This window comes from Sphingomonas sp., from assembly GCF_035998645.1.
Classification (GTDB): Bacteria; Pseudomonadota; Alphaproteobacteria; order Sphingomonadales; family Sphingomonadaceae; genus Sphingomonas.
Window position 1 is genome coordinate 205,352 of the sequence record NZ_DASYHL010000002.1, and the last position, 21,716, is coordinate 227,067.

The 21,716-nt window shown below is 66.1% G+C and carries 17 protein-coding genes and 1 tRNA gene; 10 read left to right on the plus strand and 8 right to left on the minus strand.

From position 1 onward, the window contains the following. Positions 1-71 precede the first annotated feature (71 nt). The gene (locus VGN66_RS01195) at positions 72-1,694 is read left to right on the plus strand and encodes an alkaline phosphatase D family protein (RefSeq protein WP_327517035.1); all 1,623 of its coding nucleotides are present in this window, start codon (positions 72-74) and stop codon (positions 1,692-1,694) included. 218 nt (positions 1,695-1,912) lie between these two features. On the opposite strand, the gene pepN is transcribed toward VGN66_RS01195, so the two are convergent. After that, complete coding sequence (gene pepN / locus VGN66_RS01200; RefSeq protein ID WP_327517036.1) at positions 1,913-4,525, minus strand: aminopeptidase N; 2,613 nt, start codon at positions 4,523-4,525, stop codon at positions 1,913-1,915. A gap of 129 nt (positions 4,526-4,654) precedes the next feature. Here pepN and VGN66_RS01205 point away from each other — a divergent pair, with 129 nt between their 5' ends. Both VGN66_RS01205 and VGN66_RS01210 read left to right on the plus strand, forming a co-directional pair. After that, entirely contained in the window at positions 4,655-6,319 is a 1,665-nt protein-coding gene (locus VGN66_RS01205) for a M28 family metallopeptidase (protein ID WP_327517037.1), read from the plus strand. Positions 6,320-6,343: 24 nt separating this feature from the next. Next, on the plus strand, positions 6,344-7,168 hold the full coding sequence (locus VGN66_RS01210) for an NAD(P)-dependent oxidoreductase (RefSeq protein ID WP_327517038.1): 825 nt from the start codon (positions 6,344-6,346) through the stop codon (positions 7,166-7,168). Here VGN66_RS01210 and VGN66_RS01215 read toward each other — a convergent pair. Genes VGN66_RS01215 through VGN66_RS01225 form a run of 3 tightly spaced genes read right to left on the minus strand, consistent with a single transcriptional unit; the run spans position 7,078 to position 9,906 of the window. Further along, positions 7,078-8,007 (minus strand): DMT family transporter, encoded by a 930-nt coding sequence (locus tag VGN66_RS01215; protein ID WP_327517039.1) that lies wholly within the window; start codon positions 8,005-8,007, stop codon positions 7,078-7,080. The genes VGN66_RS01210 and VGN66_RS01215 overlap by 91 nt on opposite strands. After that, positions 8,004-9,005: a threonine aldolase family protein gene (locus VGN66_RS01220; RefSeq protein ID WP_327517040.1), complete on the minus strand. Its 1,002-nt coding sequence runs from the start codon at positions 9,003-9,005 to the stop codon at positions 8,004-8,006. Before VGN66_RS01220 ends, VGN66_RS01215 begins: the two co-directional genes overlap by 4 nt. A gap of 49 nt (positions 9,006-9,054) precedes the next feature. After that, the gene (locus tag VGN66_RS01225) at positions 9,055-9,906 is read right to left on the minus strand and encodes an SDR family oxidoreductase (protein WP_327517041.1); all 852 of its coding nucleotides are present in this window, start codon (positions 9,904-9,906) and stop codon (positions 9,055-9,057) included. A 97-nt stretch (positions 9,907-10,003) separates the two neighbouring features. Here VGN66_RS01225 and VGN66_RS01230 point away from each other — a divergent pair, with 97 nt between their 5' ends. Together VGN66_RS01230 and VGN66_RS01235 are read left to right on the plus strand one after the other, a co-directional pair. Next, positions 10,004-10,534, plus strand: coding sequence for a hypothetical protein (locus VGN66_RS01230; RefSeq protein WP_327517042.1), 531 nt, complete (start codon positions 10,004-10,006; stop codon positions 10,532-10,534). Then, a complete protein-coding gene (locus tag VGN66_RS01235; RefSeq protein ID WP_224921809.1) occupies positions 10,534-11,013 on the plus strand; it encodes a DUF421 domain-containing protein in 480 nt (159 codons plus the stop codon). Before VGN66_RS01230 ends, VGN66_RS01235 begins: the two co-directional genes overlap by 1 nt. Before the next feature lie 429 nt (positions 11,014-11,442). Here the strand turns inward: VGN66_RS01235 and VGN66_RS01240 are convergent, their stop codons facing one another. The 4 genes from VGN66_RS01240 to rtcR form a co-directional block, all read right to left on the minus strand. Further along, complete coding sequence (locus VGN66_RS01240) at positions 11,443-12,468, minus strand: GGDEF domain-containing protein (protein WP_327517043.1); 1,026 nt, start codon at positions 12,466-12,468, stop codon at positions 11,443-11,445. Between the two features lie 114 nt (positions 12,469-12,582). Next, complete coding sequence (locus VGN66_RS01245; RefSeq protein WP_327517044.1) at positions 12,583-13,128, minus strand: peroxiredoxin; 546 nt, start codon at positions 13,126-13,128, stop codon at positions 12,583-12,585. A gap of 20 nt (positions 13,129-13,148) precedes the next feature. Beyond that, positions 13,149-14,255, minus strand: a complete 1,107-nt coding sequence (locus tag VGN66_RS01250) for a phospholipase A (protein ID WP_327517045.1) — start codon at positions 14,253-14,255, stop codon at positions 13,149-13,151. Between the two features lie 298 nt (positions 14,256-14,553). Then, positions 14,554-16,152, minus strand: coding sequence for an RNA repair transcriptional activator RtcR (rtcR, locus tag VGN66_RS01255; protein ID WP_327517046.1), 1,599 nt, complete (start codon positions 16,150-16,152; stop codon positions 14,554-14,556). 298 nt (positions 16,153-16,450) lie between these two features. Between rtcR and VGN66_RS01260 the strand changes: the two genes are divergently transcribed. The 5 genes from VGN66_RS01260 to rtcA all read left to right on the plus strand — a co-directional run bounded on the left by VGN66_RS01260 (position 16,451) and on the right by rtcA (position 21,654). After that, positions 16,451-18,001, plus strand: a complete 1,551-nt coding sequence (locus VGN66_RS01260; protein WP_327517047.1) for an RNA-binding protein — start codon at positions 16,451-16,453, stop codon at positions 17,999-18,001. A gap of 386 nt (positions 18,002-18,387) precedes the next feature. Then, positions 18,388-18,527 (plus strand) — tRNA-OTHER (locus VGN66_RS01265). Positions 18,528-18,585: 58 nt separating this feature from the next. Then, on the plus strand, positions 18,586-19,812 hold the full coding sequence (locus VGN66_RS01270; protein WP_327517048.1) for an RtcB family protein: 1,227 nt from the start codon (positions 18,586-18,588) through the stop codon (positions 19,810-19,812). Between the two features lie 34 nt (positions 19,813-19,846). Further along, positions 19,847-20,644: a nucleotidyltransferase domain-containing protein gene (locus VGN66_RS01275; RefSeq protein ID WP_327517049.1), complete on the plus strand. Its 798-nt coding sequence runs from the start codon at positions 19,847-19,849 to the stop codon at positions 20,642-20,644. Then, positions 20,641-21,654: an RNA 3'-terminal phosphate cyclase gene (gene rtcA, locus VGN66_RS01280; RefSeq protein WP_327517050.1), complete on the plus strand. Its 1,014-nt coding sequence runs from the start codon at positions 20,641-20,643 to the stop codon at positions 21,652-21,654. The genes VGN66_RS01275 and rtcA overlap by 4 nt, the downstream gene beginning before the upstream one ends. Positions 21,655-21,716 lie beyond the last annotated feature (62 nt).

The window sequence follows — 21,716 nt, forward strand, 5'->3', positions numbered from 1 at the left end:
CCGGCGAAGATGAACTGTCACGAACCGGACATGCGCGCGCGCCAAGGGGCGAACATCCTAGGGAGACCGCCATGACGTTTCGCATCGACCGCCGCTCACTCATCCTCACCGGCACGCTGGGCCTTGGTGCCTATGCGATCCCCGGTTTCGCCGCGCAGGGGCCGAACTGGATCGTCGATGGCTTCACCCATAATGTCGCGAGCGGCGAGCCGTCGGCGACGTCGATGCTGCTCTGGACCCGCTACGTCGCCAAGGGCGATTCCGCGAAGCTGCGGGTCGAGGTGTCGGCCAGCGCGGACTTCGCCAAGGTCGTTGCGGGCGGCGAGGCGATCACCGGCCCGTGGCGCGACTGGACGAGCAAGATCACCGTGACCGGCCTCCAGCCCGGCACGCGCTATTTCTACCGCTTCGTCGCGCCCGATGGCACATTCTCGCCGGTCGGGCGGACCAAGACGCTCCCGCTGGGCAATGCCGCGCGCTTCGGCATCGCGGTCTTCTCCTGCTCCAACCTGCCCTATGGCTATTTCAACGCCTATGGCCATGCCGCGGCGCGCGAGGACATCGATCTCGCCGTCCATCTCGGCGACTATATCTATGAATATCAGAAGGGTGGTTACGCGCCCGCGTCCGGCGCAGTCGACGGGCGCTGGCCGTTGCCCGATGGCGAGATCATCCACCTCGCCGATTATCGCCTGCGCTATGCCAGCTATCGCGCCGATCCCGACCTTGCCGCGCTGCATGCCGCCAAGCCGATGATCGTGCAGTGGGACGACCATGAATCGACCAATGACAGCTGGGAAGGCGGCGCGCAGAACCATCAGCCGAACGAGGGCGACTGGAGCATCCGCAAGGCAGCGGCATTCCAGGCATGGCGCGAATGGATGCCGGTGTCGGACGAGCCGTGGAAAGCCTATGCGATCGGTGCGCTCGCGACCCTGTTCCGCACCGAAACCCGGATCATCGGCCGCACCAAGCCGCGCGAAGCCGCCGCGCTGATCGCCGCCCCCGACTCCGCCGCCGCCATCGCCGCGTTCCGCGATGGCCCGTGGCAGGACAAGGCGATGACGATGATGGGCTGGGAGCAAGAAGCCTGGCTCGCCGCCGAAATGGCGCGATCGGTCAAGGCGGGGACGCGCTGGCAGATGGTCGGCTTTGGCACGATCATGGGCAAGACGGTGACCCCGCGTCAGGCGACCGAGTGGATCTCCCCCGACGCGCCCGAGCGGGCGCAGCGCTACGTCAAGGCGGGGGTCGCGATGGCCGCCGCCGGGCTGCCGATGAACTTCGACAATTGGGGCGGCTATCCTGCGGCGCGCGCGCGGTTTCTGTCATCGGCACAGGCGATGGACGCGAACCTCGTCGTACTCGCCGGGGACAGCCATAATGCCTGGGCCTATGACCTGGCGCAGGACGGCAACCCCGCCGGGGTCGAATTCGCCGGCCAGTCGGTCAGCTCGCCCGGCTATGAAGGATCGATCAAGGTCGATCCCAAGATCGTCGCGCGGTCGTTGGTCGAAACCAATGCCGAGCTGAAATGGTGCGACACGTCGAACCGCGGCTACATGGCGGTGACGGTCACGCCCGACAGCGTGCGCAACGACTGGCTGTTCGTCGATACCGTGCTCAAGCCCAGCAAGACCGCGCGGATCGGGCATAGCGCGACGGTCGCGCGGGGACGGAATGTGATGGCCTGAAGCCTGTCTTCCCTCTCCCCTTGATAGGGGAGAGGGTTACCACAGCTTGGCAGCTTGCTGCCTAGCGGAGGTTGGGAGAGGGGTAGCGCGGAGCAAAGCTCCGCGCGGCTACTGCGTAGCCGCCCACCCCTCTCCCAGCTCCGACTAAGGGCCTTGCTTCGCAAGACCCAAGTCTGCGCATCCCTCTCCCCTCCTGCGGAGGGGCGAGGAAGAAACTGCTACCCCTCCAGGCTCTTGCTCACCTGTTCGGTCATATCCTTGCTCAGCCCCGGCTGGGCGAGGATGCGTTCCAGCTCGGCGCGCATCTTTGCCGCGCGCACGGCGTCGAACCGGCGCCAGCGGCCGAGCGGGGGGACGAGCTTTGCCGCGGTTTGCGGGTTGAGCTTGTCGAGCGCGATCAGCTGGTCGGCGACGAAGCGATAGCCGCCCCCATCGGCGCCATGGAACGCACGCTGGTTGACCGCGAATGCGCCCACCAAAGCGCGCGCGCGGTTGGGGTTAGACAGGCTGAAATCGGGGTGCCGCGCCAGTTCCTGCACCGCCGCCAGCGTGTCCGGGCGGCTCGACAGCGCCTGGGTCTGGAACCATTTGTCGAGGACGAGCGCATTGTCGCTGTAGCGGTGATAGAAGATGTCGAGCGCCGCGACGCGCTGCGCATCGGCGGTGTCCGACGCGATGTTGGCGAGTGCCATCAGCCCGCCCTGCCGGTCGGTCATGTTGTCGGCGCTCTCGAACTGCGCGAACGCCAGCTCCGGCCCGTCCGCCGCGCCGCTGGCGTTGATATAGCCGAGCGCGACCGACTTGATCCGCCGCGCACCCTTGCCCGCCGGGGAATATTCGAAGCGGTTGGCGCGGACGCCCTCATAGAGCTTGCGCCATTGCGGCTCGAGCGCGCGGCCAAGGTCGCGACGCAGCGCCTCGCGCTTCTGGAAGATCAGCTCGGGATCGACCACGGCAAGCTGATCGCCGATAAAGCTGTCCGAAGGCAGCAGCACTGCTTCGGCGACAAAAGCGGGGTCGAGCGCGGGATCGGCGAGCGTATTCGCCACCGCCGCGATCACCGGGCCGTGATCGACATGCCCCTGCCCCACCGCCGCAACCAGCGTGTCGAGCATCAGCTGCTGCATCGCCTCATAGCGGGCGAAGGGATCGTCATCATGCGCCGACAGGAAAGCGAGGTCGGCGGCGCTGCGGTTGGTGTCGACGATCACCGGCGCCGAAAAGCCGCGATTGACCGACAGCACCGGGCGTTCGGGGACGCCGTCGAACACGATCGTCGCCTCGGGATCGCCGAGCATCACCAGCCGCTCATCGGCGAGTGGCGCGGTGGTATCGCTGCCGAACAGCTTGATCCGCAGCGGGAGCAGCATCGGCTGCTTGCGCGGCTGGCCCGGGGTGGGCGGCACGGTCTGGCGCAGCGTCAGCGTGGCGCGCGCGCCGTCCGCGTCGTGCTCCAGCGTTGCCGAAACGCGCGGAGTACCCGCCTGCGAATGCCACAGGCGGAACTGGGTGAGATCGGCTCCGCTCGCCTCCTCCATGCACGCGACGAAATCCTCGCACGTCGCGGCGGTGCCATCGAACCGGTCGAAATACAGGTCGCTGCCGGCGCGAAACTTCTGCGGCCCCAGGATCGTGGCGATCATGCGGATCACCTCGGCCCCCTTGTTGTAGATGGTCGCGGTGTAGAAGTTGCTGATCTCGATATAGTCGTCCGGGCGGACGGGGTGCGCGAGCGGCCCGGCGTCCTCCGGGAATTGCGCGGCGCGCAGGCCGCGGACATCCTCGATCCGCTTGACCGCGGCCGAGCCCTGATCGGCCGAGAAACACTGGTCGCGATAGACGGTGAAGCCTTCCTTCAAGGAAAGCTGGAACCAGTCGCGACAGGTGACGCGGTTGCCCGACCAGTTGTGGAAATATTCGTGCGCGACCACGGCGGCGACGGCGTCATAGTCGTAATCGGTCGCGGTATCGGGGTCGGCGAGGATGTAGCGGCTGTTGAAGATGTTCAGCCCCTTATTCTCCATCGCGCCGAAGTTGAAATCGTCCACGGCGACGATGTTGAACACGTCGAGGTCATATTCGCGGCCATAGACGCGCTCGTCCCACGCCATGCTGAGCTTCAGCGCGTGGAGCGCGTGATCGGTCTTCGCCAGATCCTTTTCGCGCACCCAGATACCGAGCTGAACGTCGCGTCCGCTCGCCGTGGTGAAGGTCGCGCGGTTGGCGGCGAGGTCGCCCGCGACCAAAGCGAAGAGATAGCAGGGCTTGGGGAAGGGGTCGTGCCATTCGGCCCAATGCTTGCCATCCGCGCCATCGCCCTGTGCCACCGGATCGCCATTGGCAAGCAGCACTGGGTAGCGTGCCTTATCGGCGGTCATCTTCACCCGGTAGCGCGTCAGCACATCGGGGCGATCGGGGAAGAAGGTGATGCGGCGGAACCCTTCCGCCTCGCATTGCGTGCAGAGATTGCCGCCCGAGGCGTAGAGTCCCATCAGCTGGCTGTTGCGGTCGGGGACGATCTCGACCTCCGTCTCGATCACATGCGCATCGCCGGACAGATCGACCACCAGCACAGGACCGTCCATCCGCCACACCGCTTCACCGCCATCGACCCGCACGGCCAGTGCGGTCAGCGCATCACCGTCGAGCCGCAGCGGGCGATCATGCGCGCCGTTGCGCGTGACCGACAGGGTTGCGCGAACGCGGGTGCCGCCCGGCGCCAGGTCGAAATCGAGCGCGATGTCGGGCACCAGCCAGTCGGGCTGGGCATAATCCGCACGGCGGATCACGCGGGGTTGCAGGGCGGGCGTGGCGTCGAGTGCGTCGATCATGTGCGGGCCTTTACGCGCGAGCGGAGGGTGCCGCACGCGAAGAAATTCGATTGCGGTGTATCGCCGGAATGCTACGCCTCACCGCATCTTTGGTTCAACCGGAAGTTCTCAGCCTTGTTCAAATCCCGCTTGCTGCGTTCGACGATCGCGTTTTCACTGGTCACTTTGTCCCCCGCCGTACTGGCGCAGGATGCCAAGGCACCCGCCGACACCACGGCTGAGGACAATGCCCGCGTCAACGCGCCGCTTCCGCCCGCCGAGGCGGCGATGAAGGCGCATGTCATGTTCCTCGCCTCCAACGCGATGAAAGGGCGCGACGCGGGTTCGCCCGAATACGACATCGCCGCAGAGTATGTCGCGTCGCAATATTATGCCGCTGGACTGCGTCCGGCGGGCGACAAGGGCAGCTACCTCCAGTCCGTCCCGCTGCTGAGCTATCGCCCGGCTGACAAGGGCACGCTGACCGTGACGCGTGGCGGCACGCCAGTGACGCTGGAGTTCGGCAAGGATTACATCCCCGGTGGCGACCCCGAAAAGCTGAGCACGCTGATCGACGCCGGCGTGGTGTTCGCCGGATACGGGATCGTCGCGCCGCAGTATAAGCGCGACGATTACAAGGGCGTCGATGTGAAGGGGAAGATCGTCGCCATTTTTGGCGGCGCGCCTGGCAGTTTTGACGGCGAGGAACGCGCGCATTTCGGCAGCAATGCCAACAAGGCGGCGATCGCGGCGAGCAAGGGTGCGGCGGGTGTGATCCTGCTCGAAACGCCCGGTTCGCGTCGCCCGTTCGCGCAGATGGTGGATTTCTGGGACGAATGGCGGATGACCTGGGCCAATGCGCAGGGCAACGGCCATCTGCCCGCCAAGGGCACCCCGACGCTGGCATCGCTGAGCACCGCCGGCGCGGCCAAGCTGTTCGGCGATGACAAGGGCTGGGCCGCGGCGACCAAGGCGGTTGCGGACGGCAAGCCCGTGCTCAAGTCCTTCGCGACGCGCGCAACGCTCGCCGCCGCGCTCAAGACCGAGCGCAAGATGGTGATGAGCAGCAACGTCGCCGGGATCATTCCGGGCAGCGACCCCGCGCTGAAGGACGAAGTGGTCGTGCTGACCGCGCATCTCGACCATGTCGGCGTCGGCCGCGCGGATGCGAAGGGCGACACCATCTATAACGGTGCGATGGACAATGCGATGGGCATCGCCTCACTGATCGAGGAGGCCAAGCGCTTCCGCGATTCTGGCAAGGCACCGCGCCGTTCGGTGATGTTCCTGGCCGTGACGGCGGAGGAAAAGGGCCTGATCGGCGCCGATTACTTCGCGCACAACCCGACCGTGCCGAAGGACAAGATCGTCGCGAACGTCAATCTCGACATGCCGGTGATCACATACAAGTTCGAGGACATGATCGCGTTCGGCGCGGCGCGTTCGACGCTGGGTGACATCGTCGCCCGCGCGACCGCCACGGTCGGCGTCGGCGTCGGCACCGATCCGATGCCGGAGCAGGGCTTCTTCGTCCGCTCCGACCACTACCGCTTCGTCCAGCAGGGCATTCCGTCGGTGTTCCTGTGGCCGGGCATGGCGGGCGTGGGCCGCGAGGCATTCGACCGCTTCCTGACGACCCGTTATCACCGCGCATCGGACGAAATCACCAACCCCGAAATCCTGTGGGATCAGGGCGTCCGCTTCATCGAGGCGAACTACGTGATCGCACGCGAGATCGCCGATGCTGATGCGCGTCCGGCGTGGAAGAAGGGCGATTTCTTCGGAACATTGTACAACGGATATGGCGCGAAGTGAGTTGACCCGGATCGCGGAGGCGTGATGCGCCTCCTCATCTTTGGCCTAGGGTACAGCGCGCGGCATATCGCCGCGGCGCTGCCCGTCGCGCGCGTCATGGCGACCGGGAGCGCGGGCAACCTCGCCTTTGACGATCGCGACCGGGTGCGGTTCGAGATCGCACAGGCGACGCATATCCTCTCTTCCGTCCCGCCGGGCGAGGCTGATCCGGTGCTGGCGACCTATGGCGCAGCGCTGGCGGAGAGCGGGGCATGGCTCGGGTACCTGTCCTCGACCGGGGTCTATGGCGACGCGCAGGGTGGCTGGGTGGATGAGAGCGCACCGACCGGGACCGGACGCCGCACCGCGCGCGCGGCGGCGGACGCAGCGTGGCTGGAACTGGGCGCGCGGGTGTTCCGCCTGCCCGGCATCTACGGTCCGGGCCGCTCGCCGCTCGACCGCATCCGTGCCGGTGAGGCGCGGCGGATCGACGTTCCGGGACAGGTGTTCAGCCGCATCCATGTGACCGACCTAGCCGCCGGGGTCATCGCGGCGTTCGACGCGCCGCCGGGGGCCTATAACCTCGCCGATGGCACGCCCGCGCCGCAGTCGGACGTGATCGCATTCGGGTGCCGTGTGCTTGGGCTACCCGTCCCGCCGCTCGTCCCGCTGGCGGAGGCGCAGCTGTCACCGCAGGCGCGCGCCTTTTATGCAGAGAATCGCCGGGTCGCGAACGGCAAGGCGAAGCGCGTGTTGAACTGGTCGCCGCGCTTTCCCGATTATCGCGCCGGCCTGCGTGCCTTGAGCGCCACCACCAGCCCGACCCCGGCCAGCGCTGCACCCGCCCCGGCGAGCAGCGACCAGCGATAACCCTCGAACAGCGTCGAAAGCAGCATCGCGATCACCGGGATCAGCACGCTGGAATAGGCGGCCTTGGCCGGGCCGATCACGCGGATGATCCCGAAATAGAGCGGGAAGGCCACCGCCGACGCGACGATGCCAAGGTACAGGACTCCGGCGATATAAGTCGCGGTCCATTCGAACACCGGCGGGCCGGTCGTGAGCCAGGCGAAGGCGCCGTCCATCGTTGCGCCCGCCAGCATCGCCCAGGCGATCATCGTCGCCATCGGATAGCGCTTCGACGTCTCGGTCGCCTGCATGACATTGGCGACCGACGCGCACATGACGCCGAGCAGGGTGATGCCGATACCGTAATAGACTTCGTCGGCAGCCGACGGATCGCGGCGGATCTCATGGGTGAACAACAACGCCACGCCCGCCATTGCCACTGCCGATCCCACCAGCAATTGCCGCCCCATACGCTGCCCGAGGAAGATGCGCGACAGGATTGCATTGGGCACCAGCAGCAGCGCGAACACCACCGCCACCAGCCCCGAAGTGACATGCATCTCCGCGCGGTAGACGAAGTTGAAGTTGAGCGCGAACTGCATCAGCCCGAGCAACACCGCGAACGCCATGCCGCGCGCGTCGAGCCACAAGGTCTGGCGCGACCATGCCGCCCAGGCGAGCATCGCGATCCCGCCGACGAGGAAGCGATAGGTGACTGACCAGGTCGGCGGCACCACGCCAAGCTGGCCGGTGATGACCAGCCAGGTCGATCCCCAGATCAGCGTGACGATGCCGAACGGGATCAGCACCGCGAGCTTGGTCGAATTGGGCCGTGGACCCGTTGGCGCGGGGTCGCTCATAGCGCGGCGAGCGCTGCGGCGAGCGGGGCCACCGCCGCCGCGTCCTGATCCCAGGCGACGACGAAGCGCGCCTCGCCCTCGTTCCAGTCGTAAAAGTCGAAACCCTGCGCGCGCAGCGAGGCCGCTTCGGCGGGGGTCAGGCGGACGAACACGGCGTTGGACTCGACCGGATAGACGAGCCGGTGCGGCGCGGCCTGACCCAGCAGTGCGGCACCCGTGTTGGCGGCGCGCGCGTTGCGCAGCCAGACATCGTCGTTGAGCATCGCGATCAGCTGCGCGGCGAGATAGCGGCCCTTGGACTGGAGATGCCCCGCGCGCTTGCGGCGCATCTTGCACGTTTCGGCAAGGTCGGGGCGGAAGAACACCAAAGCCTCCGCACCCATCCCGCCATTCTTGATGAAACCGAAGCTCAGCGCATCGACGCCCGCACGCCAGGTCAGATCGGCCGGGGCGCAGCCATGATGCACCAGCGCATTGGCGAAGCGCGCGCCGTCCATGTGCAAGGCCAGATTGCGGCTGCGCGCCAGCTCGCCGATCGCCGCGACCTCGGCCGGGCTATACGCCAGTCCATATTCGGTGGCGTTGGTGATCGAAATCGCGTGCGGCTGCACCCAGTGCACGCCCGGCTTCACCGCATCGAGGATCGCGCGGATCGCGTCAGGGGTCAGCTTCGCGCCCGGCCCCTCGGCCAGCATGAGCTTGGCGCCATGGGTATAGAATTCGGGCGCCCCGCCCTCGTCCATCTGGATATGCGCCTCGCGGTGGCACACCACGCCGCCATAAGCCGGGCACAGCGAGGCGAGCGCGAGGCAGTTCGCGGCCGTGCCGGTCGGCACCCACAGCACTGCGACCTCAGTCCCGAACAGCTCCGAAAAGCGCGCATCCAGCGCGGCGCTCCAGCGGTCGCCGTCATAGGCGGTGTCCTGCACATTGGCGTCGGTCAGCGCCGCCAGGACTTCAGGGCAGGCGGGGGCGGCGTTGTCGGAGAAGAAGCGCATGGCGGCCCAGATGCGCCGCCATGCGATCCCGGTCAATCAGCCCCGTGTGTCATCCGTTGACGATGATCCCGCCATTGGGGTGGAGGACTTGTCCCGACATATAGCTCGCGTCGGCGCAGGCGAGGAACAGGAAGGCCGGGGCGACCTCATTGGGCTGGCCCGGACGACCCATCGGGGTATCCTCGCCAAAGGTTTCGAGCTTTTCGGGCGATGCGCCGCCACACGGGTTGAGCGGGGTCCAGATCGGCCCGGGCGCGACTGCGTTGACGCGAATGCCCTGCCCGACCAGATTTTCCGACAGCGAGCGGGTGAATGCGGTAATCGCGCCCTTGGTGCTCGAATAGTCGAGCAGCTCCGCCGACCCCTGATACATGGTGACCGAGGTGCAGTTCACGATCGCAGCGCCCTCGCCAAGGTGCGGAAGCGCGGCCTGGACCATGTAGAACATCCCGAAGATGTTGGTCTGGAAGGTGCGGAGCAACTGCTCTTCGGTAATGTCGCGAATGTCCTTGTCGGGATGCTGTTCGCCGGCATTGTTGATGAGGACATCGAGCCGGCCGAATGCGTCGATCACCTGCGCCACCGCGCGGTCGCACATCTTCTTCGACCCGATATCGGCCTTGATCAGGATCGCGCGCCGCCCTTCGGCCTCGACAATCCGCTTGGTCTCCTCAGCGTCGGCGTCTTCGAGGAGATAGAGGATGCCGATATCAGCACCTTCACGCGCGAACAGCGCGGCGACGGCGCGGCCGATGCCGCTGTCCGCACCAGTGATCAGCGCGACCTTGCCATCGAGACGCCCCGAGCCGGGGTAGCGCGGCTGCCATTGCGGTTGGGGATCGAGCGTCCGCTCTTCGCCGGGCAGCGCGTCTTCGTGAATCATCTCGGCGGTGTCGGTCATGTTCTGCTCCAGTTGCGCCCCCGCTGCGACAAGAACAGGACGCGCGCGTTGCGGTTCCGGCGCAACCAGTGGCGATGCCGCTCGTTTCACCGCCGCGATGACCGCACCTGCTCTCACCCCCTTCCCCGACGGGATCGATCCGGCCCATGTGGCGCCGCGTGGCGGGCAGTGGCGACGCTGGATCGCGATTACGCTGCTCGCGACGGTGATGCTCGCCGCGCTGTTCGGCGTATTCGGTGGCGGCAAGGTGCGGCCGATCGTGGCTGACGCGCCCGCAGCGCGGCTGGAGGTCGCGACACCGCGGGTGATCCGCAACGGCATGTTTTTCGAAACGCGCGTTCAGATCACGGCCCGCGCGCCGATCGACAAGGCGGTGGTCACCGTCAGCCGCTCGCTGTGGCGCGACATGACGATCAACACGATGATCCCGGCGGCCAGCGAGGAGGCGGCGAGCGATGACGCCTTTACCTTCGACTATGGCCCGCTCGCCGCCGGGGAGACGCTCGCCATCAAGATCGACGGCCAGATCAATCCGCCGCTGTTCGCGGGGACCAAAGGGCGGATCGCGCTGCTGGACGGGGAGCGCGCGCTGGTGGCGGCGCCGATCAGCATCACGGTACTGCCCTGATGGATATCGTGATCCGCGCCAGCGTGATGTTCGCCTTGCTGTTCGGGCTGTTGCGCCTGATGGGCAAGCGCGAGCTGGGGCAGATGACCCCGTTCGAACTGGTGATGCTGGTGGTGCTGGGCGACCTGATCCAGCAGGGCATCACGCATAATGATTTCAGCCTGACCGGCGCGACGCTGGCGATCGCCACCTTTGCGTTCTGGGCGACCGTGCTCGGCTGGGTCAGCTATCGCTGGCCGCGCGCGGAGCGGGCGATCGAGGGCGAGCCACGCGTGCTGATCCGCGATGGAGCCTGGATCGAAGCCAATATGAAACGCGATCGCCTGACGCGGCGCGAACTGGAATCGGAAATGCGGCTGGCGGGGATTGCGTGTGTCCGCGATGTCGCCTGGGCGATCCTGGAGCCCGAGGGGCGGATCAGCTTCATCAAGCGCGGGGACGGTGAGCCCGCAAAAGCAGAGGATGCGCGTCCCGCATAAGACGGGGGCGCACCCCGCCGGTCAGGCAATAAAGCCTGCCGACTGGGGTGCGATGGTGCTGGCGACCATGGCGGCGGTGAGGCCGAGCGACACGAGCGCGACGAAAAGCTGGCGGATCATAATCTATCTCCCTGTTGGATGCGGCTGGATCAGGCGATCGGGCCGAGGCTGACGGTGTTGGCGATCATCACCAGGGTGAAAGCAGCAGCGCCGACCAGCGCGACGGCGGAACGGGCGAGCGATTCGAAACGGATAGCCATGAAAATTCTCCCTCTTTTGACCTCCCGTCGGACCGTTCCGCCGGGGATGCCAAATAGATTGCAGGGAGCGTGCCAACTTCACTAAATCATTGATTTAGAGGGATTTGTAATTTTGTTGTCGAGGATTGTGGGAAAATTCACCAGGCAATCTGGCATATTTTACCAACGTTCAGCCGCCGATAACCCGGTTACGGCCGGCATTCTTCGCCTCATAGAGCTTCGTATCCGCACGGTCGAAGCTGTCGACGAGCGATTCGCCGATATGGACGCGGGTCAGGCCAGCAGAGAAGGTGATCTCGCCGATCGGCATGTCGGATTCACGCAGCCGGTAGCGTTTCGACGCGACCATCGACCGCGCATTTTCCATGATGTCGCGCGCCTTGGCGATACCGATGCCGGAAAACAGGATTGCGAACTCTTCGCCGCCATGACGGGCGACGAGATGGCCGACACAGACTTCGCTCAGCGCCTGCGCAATGGTGCGCAGCACGCGATCGCCAACGGCATGGCCAAAGCGGTCGTTGACCGATTTGAAGTGATCGACATCGCACACCGCGATGCACAGCCGCGCGCCCGATGCCTGTTGCGCGCTGAACGCTTCTTCGAATGCGCGCCGGTTGGGCAATTGGGTCAGCGCGTCGCGCCGGGCATTGTCGCGCGCTTCTTCAAGCGCGCTGCGCAATTCGGTCGCCTCACGCGTCGCGCTTTCAAGTTGCGACTCGGCGCGATGGACGCGCTCGATCATCGCGCCGGTAATCCGCGACACCTCTTCGAGCACGCCGCCATGCGGCCCTTCGCTCGACCGGCGGATCGCATCGGCGCTGGCGGCAAGGTCGCGGCCAAAGCCGGCGGTCTCGGCGCGCATCGCCTGGACCATGTCCTGAAAGCCCTCGACCTGCATCTGCGTCTTGGCAACGAGCCCATCGACCTTTTCGCGCGCCTTGGTCGCGTTGGCCGGGGGTTCGCAGCCGAGCGATTCGATGTCGCGCTGAGTCAGCCGGACGCCACCCTCGGTCAGGTTTTCCACCGCGCGGGCGAGCGCGCCGTTCGGATCGTGCAGCAGGTGCCAGGCAAAAGCGAAGTTGGCGGGGCTGGGGTCAAGCCGCTGGTCGAACAGGAATGTGCCGATGCGTTCGTACAGCTGACGCGCCGGATCAGCGGCCTCGTCCGTACGTGACGCCCTCGCCAGCCTCACCAATTCGTCCTCCGATTCCACAGGGTGCCCACCCAATGCGCGCCGACCCGTTCGGGACCGGACCTAAACCCGAAACTGCTAATATCCGGTGAAACGGGTTACGCCCGAACCGAGTCAGCGCTTCTTGGCGGCGTGCCAGCTGCGCACGGCGGCGAGCGTGTTGCGCACATGATCGGCCGGGCTGAGATTGCTGTGCGCGTAGATGATCTTGCCATCGGGCGCGATCACATAGCTGGTGCGGTTGGTGACCTCACGGCCCTGCACCTGGCGGCCCAGCGCGACATCATAGCCGCGCACCACTTCGGGGCTGGCGCTCGCCACCGCAAACTTGCCGGCGCAATCCTTCGCCGAAAAATCCCGCAGCTTGTCCACCGGGTCCGCCGACATGCCGATCACCGTCGCGCCCGCCGCCTTGAAATCATCGACCGCCGCAGCGAATGCCGCCGCCTCTGCGCTGCAGCCGGGGGTGAAGGCCGCCGGGAAGAAATAGAGCACGACCGGCCCCTTTTTCAGCTGAGTGGCCAGATTCACGGTGAAGTCGCGCCCGGCGATCGCACCCTTTGCCGTGAAATCGGGTGCCTTCGCCCCCGGCGCAAGCGCGGCGGTGGCCGGCATGGTTAGCGGCAGCATCAGGGCGGCAAGAGCGAGCTTCAGGCGCATGGGTCTCTCCTCGGCATCGTTTAGCGGGTCAGGGCGATCCCGATCCGCGCATGGGTAGCGCGGCGGCGATGATCGTCGAGTGCTTCGCCATATCCTGTAAAGCCTTGGGCGAAGAGATAGAAGCCGAGATCGTCGTCGATCCGCGCGAGCGGCCAGGACGCGAACAGCTCGGCCGCGCCGCGCCCGCTATCGGGACTGCCGCGCAGCGTGAGCGCGAGCTTGAGGCTGTCGGGCTTGACCAGCGCGAGGCCAAGCGATCCATTGCCCCAATAGCGGTCGAGATCGGGCGCGACCCCCTGCTTGCCGACATAGACCCAGGCCTGTGGCGTCACCTCCGCGCGCCAGCCGTCACCAAGGTCAAAGGCCTTGGTCGCGCGCAGGAAGATGCGGTTCGAATCGATCGAGGTCGCGTCCCCCTCCCCATTCGAATCATGCCGCCAGCCGAGCCCGATCGTCGCGCTCGGATCGATCGCGCGCTCAACATAGACTTCGGGCGAATAGGTGGTGTGGGTGAACGGGCCGGACGGCAGGTCGAGCCGCCAGAACATCGTCTGGGTATAGGCAAAACGCAAATGGCTGAACGCGCTTTCCCCGCCGATCGGCTGGAACGCGAAGCTGACCTGCAGCTTGCCGCCCGAGTCGCCGAGGCCAAATGCGCCATAGACCGGCTCATGCGGGGTGAAGCGGTCGAGGAAGCCCGATCGGGTACCGGACGCGGTCGGTGTTTCGCGCTCGCCCGTATCGGGGGTGCGCGGCGCGGTGGCGGGTGAGTCGCCAGTCCATGCTGTTCCCACGCCCTCAGGCAGCGGCGCTCCGGGCAGCGGCTTGTACGCGGGCCGCGCGGCATAGCCGGTGGGAACGTAGCGCGCCTTGGCAAAGCTGCCCGGCTGAATGGTCGCGGCGGGGGCCGGCAAGCGCTCAAGGATCAGGCGCGTCCCATCGGCGGCGGTCACCTCGATCGTGCGCGGCCCTTCTGCGGCGACCGCGGCGGACCCTTCGTTGATCAGGATCACCTCAACCCCGCGTAGCGCCCCGGCCTCCGAGTCGGGCTGGGTCGGCACGGCGCGGACCTGCGCCGCAGCGGGAAGCGCCAGCGTGGCGGCGGCGATCGGGATCAGACTTCGCATGGTCTCCGGATGCCAGCGCGTGATGACGTTTGCGAGTCGGAAGATTCGGCGGCGCCAGTGCGCCCAAGCGCGTGGAGCTACTCGGTGGCAGCCTCTCCTATCGCAATCGTGTCGAGCTTCTCGAGAACCGTCTTGAGGTACGCAGCGAAGAGATCGCGGGGCGCTACCGCCAAGGTCCGAAGCCGGATTTGAACCGTCGCTCGCCCCTTGTGCCAGCTGAGATATCGGCGACGCGCCCCAAATCCTTTCATTCGGTGCGCAAGCGGGCGAGTCCCAAAACGGAAGTTCGAATGAAGACTCAGTTGGTTTGGATGCTGGCCCAATCCAGCCCGAACCGTGCCAGGTATTTTCGCAGCCGGTCGGCGTCGTTCGCCGAACTGCGCCGGGCACGCGACGCGGCAAAGAGTGCGCGGCCAGCTTCGGAGAGAGAGCGGCTGCGCCGACAGACCCGCACTGTCTCCGCCAGCTGCACGCGATCGAATGGGTCGATCGCGTCCAGCGCTTCCGGGTCGAGCAGATCCGTTAACGCGTCGGCATTGCCGCCGCCCTGCCCGGACCACAGGCGCTTCAGCCGCTCTATTTCCGCATCCACGCATTCGCTGTCGATGCGTCCCTTGGGGCTCAGCGTCGCCATTCGGGTAACGCTCGCGGCAAGGTCGCGGAAATTGCCGGGCCATTGCGCATCGGGTCCGGTCGCGAAGGCAAGATAGCGCTGCCGCGCCTCGCGGTTGAAGCTGGCACGGTCGCCTTCACGCTCGGCAAAACGGTCGAGCTCATAGTCGAGATTGGGTTCGATATCCTCACGCCGATCGGCAAGTCCGGGCAGGCGAAAGGTCCACAGGTTGAGCCGCGCATAGAGGTCGTCGCGAAAGGCACCGGCGCCCACCGCTTCGCCCAGGTCGCGATTGGTGCCCGCGATCAGCTGAAACTCCGACGCCGCCTCTTTGTCGGCACCGACGGGCAGGAAGCGCTTGTCCTCAATCGCGCGCAGAATCATCGCCTGCTCGTCCAGACCCAGTTCGCCGATCTCGTCGAGGAACAACATGCCCTTGTCGGCCGATCGCAACAGTCCCGGGCGATCGGCGACCGCGCCGGTGAAGGCGCCCTTGCGGTGGCCGAACAGCGCCGACATCGCGCCGTCGCCTTTGAGCGTGGCGCAGTTCACTTCGACAAACGGTCCGGCAACCTGATGCTTGAGCCGCTTGAGTTCGTAGATGCGCCGCGCCAGCTGGCTCTTGCCCGCCCCGGTCGGTCCCATCAGCAGGATCGGCGCCTTTGATCGCAGTGCGACGCGCTCAATCTCGTCGATCATCCGGTTGAAGGCGGCGTTGCGCGTCTCGATCCCGGATTTGAGGAACGAGGCGCTTTCCGCGCTGACCGCTGCAAAGCGGGTCGCGATGCTGTCATAGCGCGACAGATCGAGGTCGATCACCGTCCAGCGCCCCGGCGCACTCCCGCTCTCCAGCTTGGCCGCAGGCTGGGTCTGCAGCAATCGGCCCGGGAGATAGCGCGCCTCGGTCAGCAGGAAGAGACAGATCTGCGCGACGTGCGTACCGGTGGTGATGTGGATCAGATAATCCTCGGCCTCCGGATCGAATGGATAGCCGCGCACGAAGTCGAGCAGCTTGCCGTACACCTCCTCGAAATCCCACGGGTCGCTAAACTCGATCCGCTGCGGCTCGACCCGCGTTTCGGGAGAAACCGACGCGATATCCTCCGCGACATAGTCGGCGAGGCGGCCATGCTTGCTGCCGTGGAGCAGCACGAAGCGATCGACGCGCAGATCCTCATGCATCGTCAGCGCGACGGAGGGGCGCCACTTGCCCCAACGCGATGGCCCGAACTTGCTGGCATCGAGCGTGGAGCCGAGAAAGCCGATCACTACCAATGGTTTCATGCTTATCCTGTAGGATAAGATACGATCCATTGCGATATGAAATTTCAGCATATGTGAATGCGGCTTTTCGCCGATGATTATCGGCTGTCAATTTTAATCATTGCATATCAGTATTTTAATCAATCCGGCGGCGCTATCTCACAAAACTGGCACGGCTCCTGCAGCGCTATCCGTGTCGAATGGAAGCGGTCGAACCTTCCACCCGATACGCGGAACGCGGGGCGACCGGAATGGGCTGGTCGCCCCCGAGGAATTTCAATCGGGTGCAGAATGGTGCTCGAAGCAAGGGAGTTGGACGATGGCCAACAAGGGATTGTTCGCTTCGGCGATCGCAAAGCTGCTTCCGGCACCGGACACGGTGAATCGGGAGGACGCGCCGGCCTATGCCTATGGGCCGGAAGCGCTGCTGGCGCAGCTTGCGGCGACGGGGACGATGGGTGACGCCTACTACGCATCCGCCGAAGCGCAGCTGAAGCAGATGCTCGACGCGCTTGCCGCGGTCGATCCATTCTATGCGGCGCAGGTCGCGGTCTATGCCCGCAAGTCGGGGGCAATGAAGGACATGCCGGCGCTGATCGCCGCATGGCTGACGGTCGCCGATCCCGATCTGTCGGTCCGCGTCTTTGGCCGCGTGATCGACAATGGCCGGATGCTGCGCAACTTCGTGCAGATCCTGCGCTCGGGTCAGGTCGGGCGCACCTCGCTCGGGTCGCGTCCGAAGCGGCTAGTCCAGCGCTGGCTGGAGCAGGCGTCGATGCGCGACCTGATGGCGGCCGCGACGGGCAATGCGCCCTCGCTCGCCGACATCGTGCGGATGGTGCACCCCAAGCCTGCGGATGCAGAGCGGCGCGCATTCTATGGCTGGCTGATCGGCAAGCCCTATGATGTCGCCGCGCTGCCGGCCGAGATCGCCGCGTTCGAGACGTGGAAGCGCAACCCGCGCGGGATCGCCCTGCCGCCGGTGCCGTTCGAATGGCTCACCGCCTTTCCGCTGCGCGATGTGCAGTGGGGCGAGCTGGCCGGACGGATGGGGTGGCAGGCGCTGCGGATCAACCTCAACACGCTGGCGCGCAATGGCGCGTTCGGGGTGAAGGGGGTGACCGAAGCGGTTGCAACGCGGCTGGCCGATCCGGAGGCGCTGACCAGGGCGCGCGTGCTGCCCTATCAGTTGCTGATGGCGCTGAACGCGGTCGGGGAAGGCGTGCCGCTGAAGGTTCAGGGTGCGCTCGAGGATGCGCTGGAAGCGTCGTTGCGCAATGTGCCCGCGATCCGCGGCAACGTGGTCGTGTGCCCCGATGTATCGGGGTCGATGAGCTCGCCGGTCACCGGGGTCCGCAAGGGTGCCACGACCGCCGTGCGTTGCATCGACATTGCCGCTCTGGTCGCTTCGGCGATGCTGCGGACCAATGCGAAGGCCCGCGTGCTGCCGTTCGAGCAGCGCGTGGTTCGCGTGAACCTTGATCCGCGTGCGCGGCTTGCCGTCAACGCGGCAAAGCTGGCGGCGGTTGGCGGCGGCGGCACGAGCGTGTCGGCACCGCTGGCCCAGCTGGTGTCTGAAAACGCGGCGGTCGACCTGGTGGTGATCGTGTCGGACAATGAGTCGTGGGTGGACCAGAACCGCCGCGGCGCGACCGAGACGATGCGCCAGTGGGACAAGATCAAGCGGCGCAACCCGGGCGCAAAGCTCGTGTGCATCGACATCCAGCCCTACGGAACCACTCAGGCTTCCGGTCGGGCGGACATTCTCAATGTCGGGGGCTTCTCCGACGCGGTGTTCGACACCGTCGCACGCTTCGCCCGTGGCGAGACGCGCGATTGGGTCAGCATCGTCAAGCAGACGGAGGTTTGAACAAGGCCGTGGCGAATGCCGGTGGGACTACATCCACCACAGAGAGTCCCTATGGGCAAAGCGCCCCGACTGCTGCGAGGCACCGGGGAGATGCGGGTTCGAATCCCGCCCGCTGGAGGTAGCTTAAGGACGCGCTGTCTCACCGACTCTTGTCGCCACGGCCCAACCTATTCTCCGGCGAATGCCGGCGGGACTACATTTTCATCTCAAGGTCGCCGGTTCGAATCCGGCCGGGCTTCGGCCCGTAGCTCAGCGGTTAGAGCATGGGAAATGTCTCGCCACCCCCTCGTCGCCGGAACCAGACCATCACGGCGAATGCCGATCGGACTACATGGACTTGCTAATCCCGAGGTCGCGGGTTCGAATCCCGCCGGGTCCACCATTGGGGGCCCGTAGCTCAGCGGCAGAGCGCGTAACCGTCCGGTCACCCTTCGTCGCCGTGACCATCAATGAAGCTGGCGAATGCCGGCGGGACTACATCGGTAACGCCGAAAGGCTCAGGTGGTTCGATTCCACCCCGGGTTCGCCCGGAATGTCTCGCCAACCCTCGTCGCCGGCACCATGATTGAACACAGGAGGTCACGATGACCCAGAGTTTCGAATACAGCCACGTCGAAGGCGGCGTGCCGATCAAGAGCTGGACGCGCGGTGTGCCGGTCGATGACAAGGCGCGCGAGCAACTGGCGCGCGCGGCGAAGATGCCGTTCATCTTCAAGCATGTCGCGGTGATGCCCGACGTGCATGTCGGCATCGGCGCGACCGTGGGATCGGTGATCCCGACCAAGGGCGCGGTGATCCCGGCGGCGGTCGGCGTCGATATCGGCTGTGGCATGATGGCGGCGCGCACCGCGCTGATGGCGCATGACTTGCCCGACAATCTGGAGGGCATCCGCTCGGCAATCGAGCGCGCGGTTCCGCACGGGCGCACGTCCGGGCGGGGCGAGCGCGGCGACAAGGGCGCGTGGGGCGATCCCCAAGCGCATATCGTCGAAGCCTGGTCCACGCTCGCGGCGCGGTTCAAGCGGATCACCGACAAATACCCGAAGCTCGCGAAGACGAACAACCTCGTCCATCTCGGCACGCTCGGCACCGGCAATCACTTTATCGAGCTGTGTCTCGACGAAGAGGCGCGGGTGTGGGTGATGCTGCATTCGGGGTCGCGTGGGGTGGGCAATGCCATCGGCACCTTCTTCATCGAGCTGGCGAAGCAGGACATGCGCAAATGGCACATCAACCTGCCCGACGAGGACCTCGCCTATTTCCCGGAAGGGACCGACCATTTCGACGACTATGTCGAAGCGGTGGGCTGGGCGCAGGACTTTGCGGCGCTGAACCGGCGCGTGATGATGGCGAACGTGATCGCGGCGCTGCGGCTCCAGATCGCCAAGCCGTTCGACGCGGAGATGGAGGCGGTGAACTGCCACCATAACTATGTCCAGCGCGAGAACCACTTCGGTGAGAATGTGCTCGTGACCCGCAAGGGTGCGGTGCGTGCCGCGAAGGGCGTGATGGGGATCATCCCGGGGTCGATGGGCGCGAAATCGTTCATCGTCCGCGGCCTTGGCAATGCCGAGAGCTTCGACAGCTGTTCGCACGGTGCGGGGCGCGTGATGTCACGCACCGAGGCGAAGAAGCTGGTGAGCCTCGACGAGCATATCGCCGACACGATGGGCGTGGAGTGCCGCAAGGACGAAGGCGTGATCGACGAGACGCCGCGCGCCTACAAGCCGATCGAAGCCGTGATGGCCGCCCAGGCCGATCTGGTGGAGATCGTCCACACGCTGAAACAGGTGGTGTGCGTGAAGGGGTGACCCTTCACGCACCCCCCCCTTTTCGAGAGCTATGATGACTACCGTTTCCCCGGATTCGATTGCGCCTGACGTGCGCCGCGAGATCGAGCGCCGCCTGTCCGCGATCGCGGCGGAGGAGGGCGTGCGCGTGCTGATGGCGGTCGAATCCGGGTCGCGCGCGTGGGGCTTTCCCTCGCCCGACAGCGATTACGACATCCGCTTTATCTATGTCCGGCCGCGCGATTGGTATCTGTCGCTGGTGCCGGGCCGCGACGTGATCGAGCGGCCGATCGTCGATGAAATCGACCTCAATGGCTGGGACATCCGCAAGGCGTTCGGTCTGCTGCTCAAGTCGAATGCGGTGGTTAGCGAATGGATCGAATCCCCGATCCGCTACCGCCCCGACGATCCCTTCATGGCGCGGTTTGCGGCGCTTGCGGACGCGATGCTCGATGCGCGTGCGCTGGCGCATCATTATGCGCGGCTGGGGCGGACGGCGGCGGATCGCTGGCTCGACGATGGCGGTGATGTGCCGGTGAAGAAGTATTTCTACGCGCTGCGCCCGGCGCTCGCGATCCGCGTGCTGCGTCGGCATCCCGACCGGCGTCCGCCGATGAACCTGCAGGCGCTGGTCGCGCTGGCGGATCTGTCGGGCGAGGCCAAGGGGGCGATAGCGGAGCTGGTCGCGGCCAAGGCGCGGACCAACGAGCGCAGCAACGGTACCCGTGTTCCACCGCTCGACGCGCTGATCGCCGACGAACTCGGCCGCGCCGCCGAACTCGCAGCGCGTGCGCCCTCTGCGCAATGGGCGGCGCACGCCAATGACCTTTTTCTGGAACTGGTAAATCAATGATCATCATCGACGGATCGGAGGGCGAAGGCGGGGGGCAGGTGGTGCGCAATGCGTGCGCGCTGTCGCTGATCACCGGCCAGCCTTTCCGCATCATCAAGGCGCGCGGCAAGCGCTCCAAACCGGGGCTGATGCGCCAGCATGTCACTGCGGTCGAGGCCGCGTGCGCGCTGGGCAATGCGACGTGCGATGGCCTCGCGGTCGGCGCGTCCGAGATCGCCTTCACGCCGGGCAAGGTGGTGCCGGGCGAATATCGCTTCGCGGTCGGCACTGCGGGCAGCACCGGTCTCGTCCTCCAGACGTTGCTGATGCCGCTCGTGCTCGCCGATGCGCCGTCGCGCCTGATCCTTGAAGGGGGCACGCACAACATGCTCGCCCCACCGTTCGAGTTCATCGCGAAGACGTTTCTGCCGATCATCAACCGCATGGGACCGCGCGTCGAGGCGCGGCTGATCCGCCACGGCTTCTATCCGCGCGGCGGGGGGCGGATCGAGGTGGACATCACCCCGGCGCCGCTGACTCCGATCGATTGCGTCGATCGCGGGGCGCTGCGCGAACGCTGCGTCACTGCATTGTTCGCCGGACTGCCGTTCGAGATCGCCGATCGCGAAATCGCCGCGGCGCGCAAGGCGCTCGACTGGCCGGAGGAGAGCTTTGCCGTGCGGGAGCTTCCCGAGGAACAGGGGCCGGGCAACATCGTGCTGTTCGAGGCAGCGTTCGAGCATGTGACCGAGATCGTCAGCGGCTTTGGCCAGCTCGGCGTCCCGGCCGAGCGCGTGGCGAAGATGGCGGCAGGGCGCATGGCCGGATATCTGGCGTCCAACGCCTTTGCCGGACCGTATCTGCAGGACCAGCTCCTGCTGCCGTTCGCGCTTGCGGGCGGGGGCGCCTTCACCACCGTCAAGCCAAGCCAGCACAGCCTGACCGCGCGCGACGTGATCGAACGCTTCATCGGCCGGCGCGGCGTGTTTCGCGACCAGCCGGACGGAACACATCACGTGGAGTGGCGCTAAGTCAGAATGGTCTTCGCGTGGGCGTCGTGGCGGATTAAGCCAGCACCGCGCAAGACCATTGA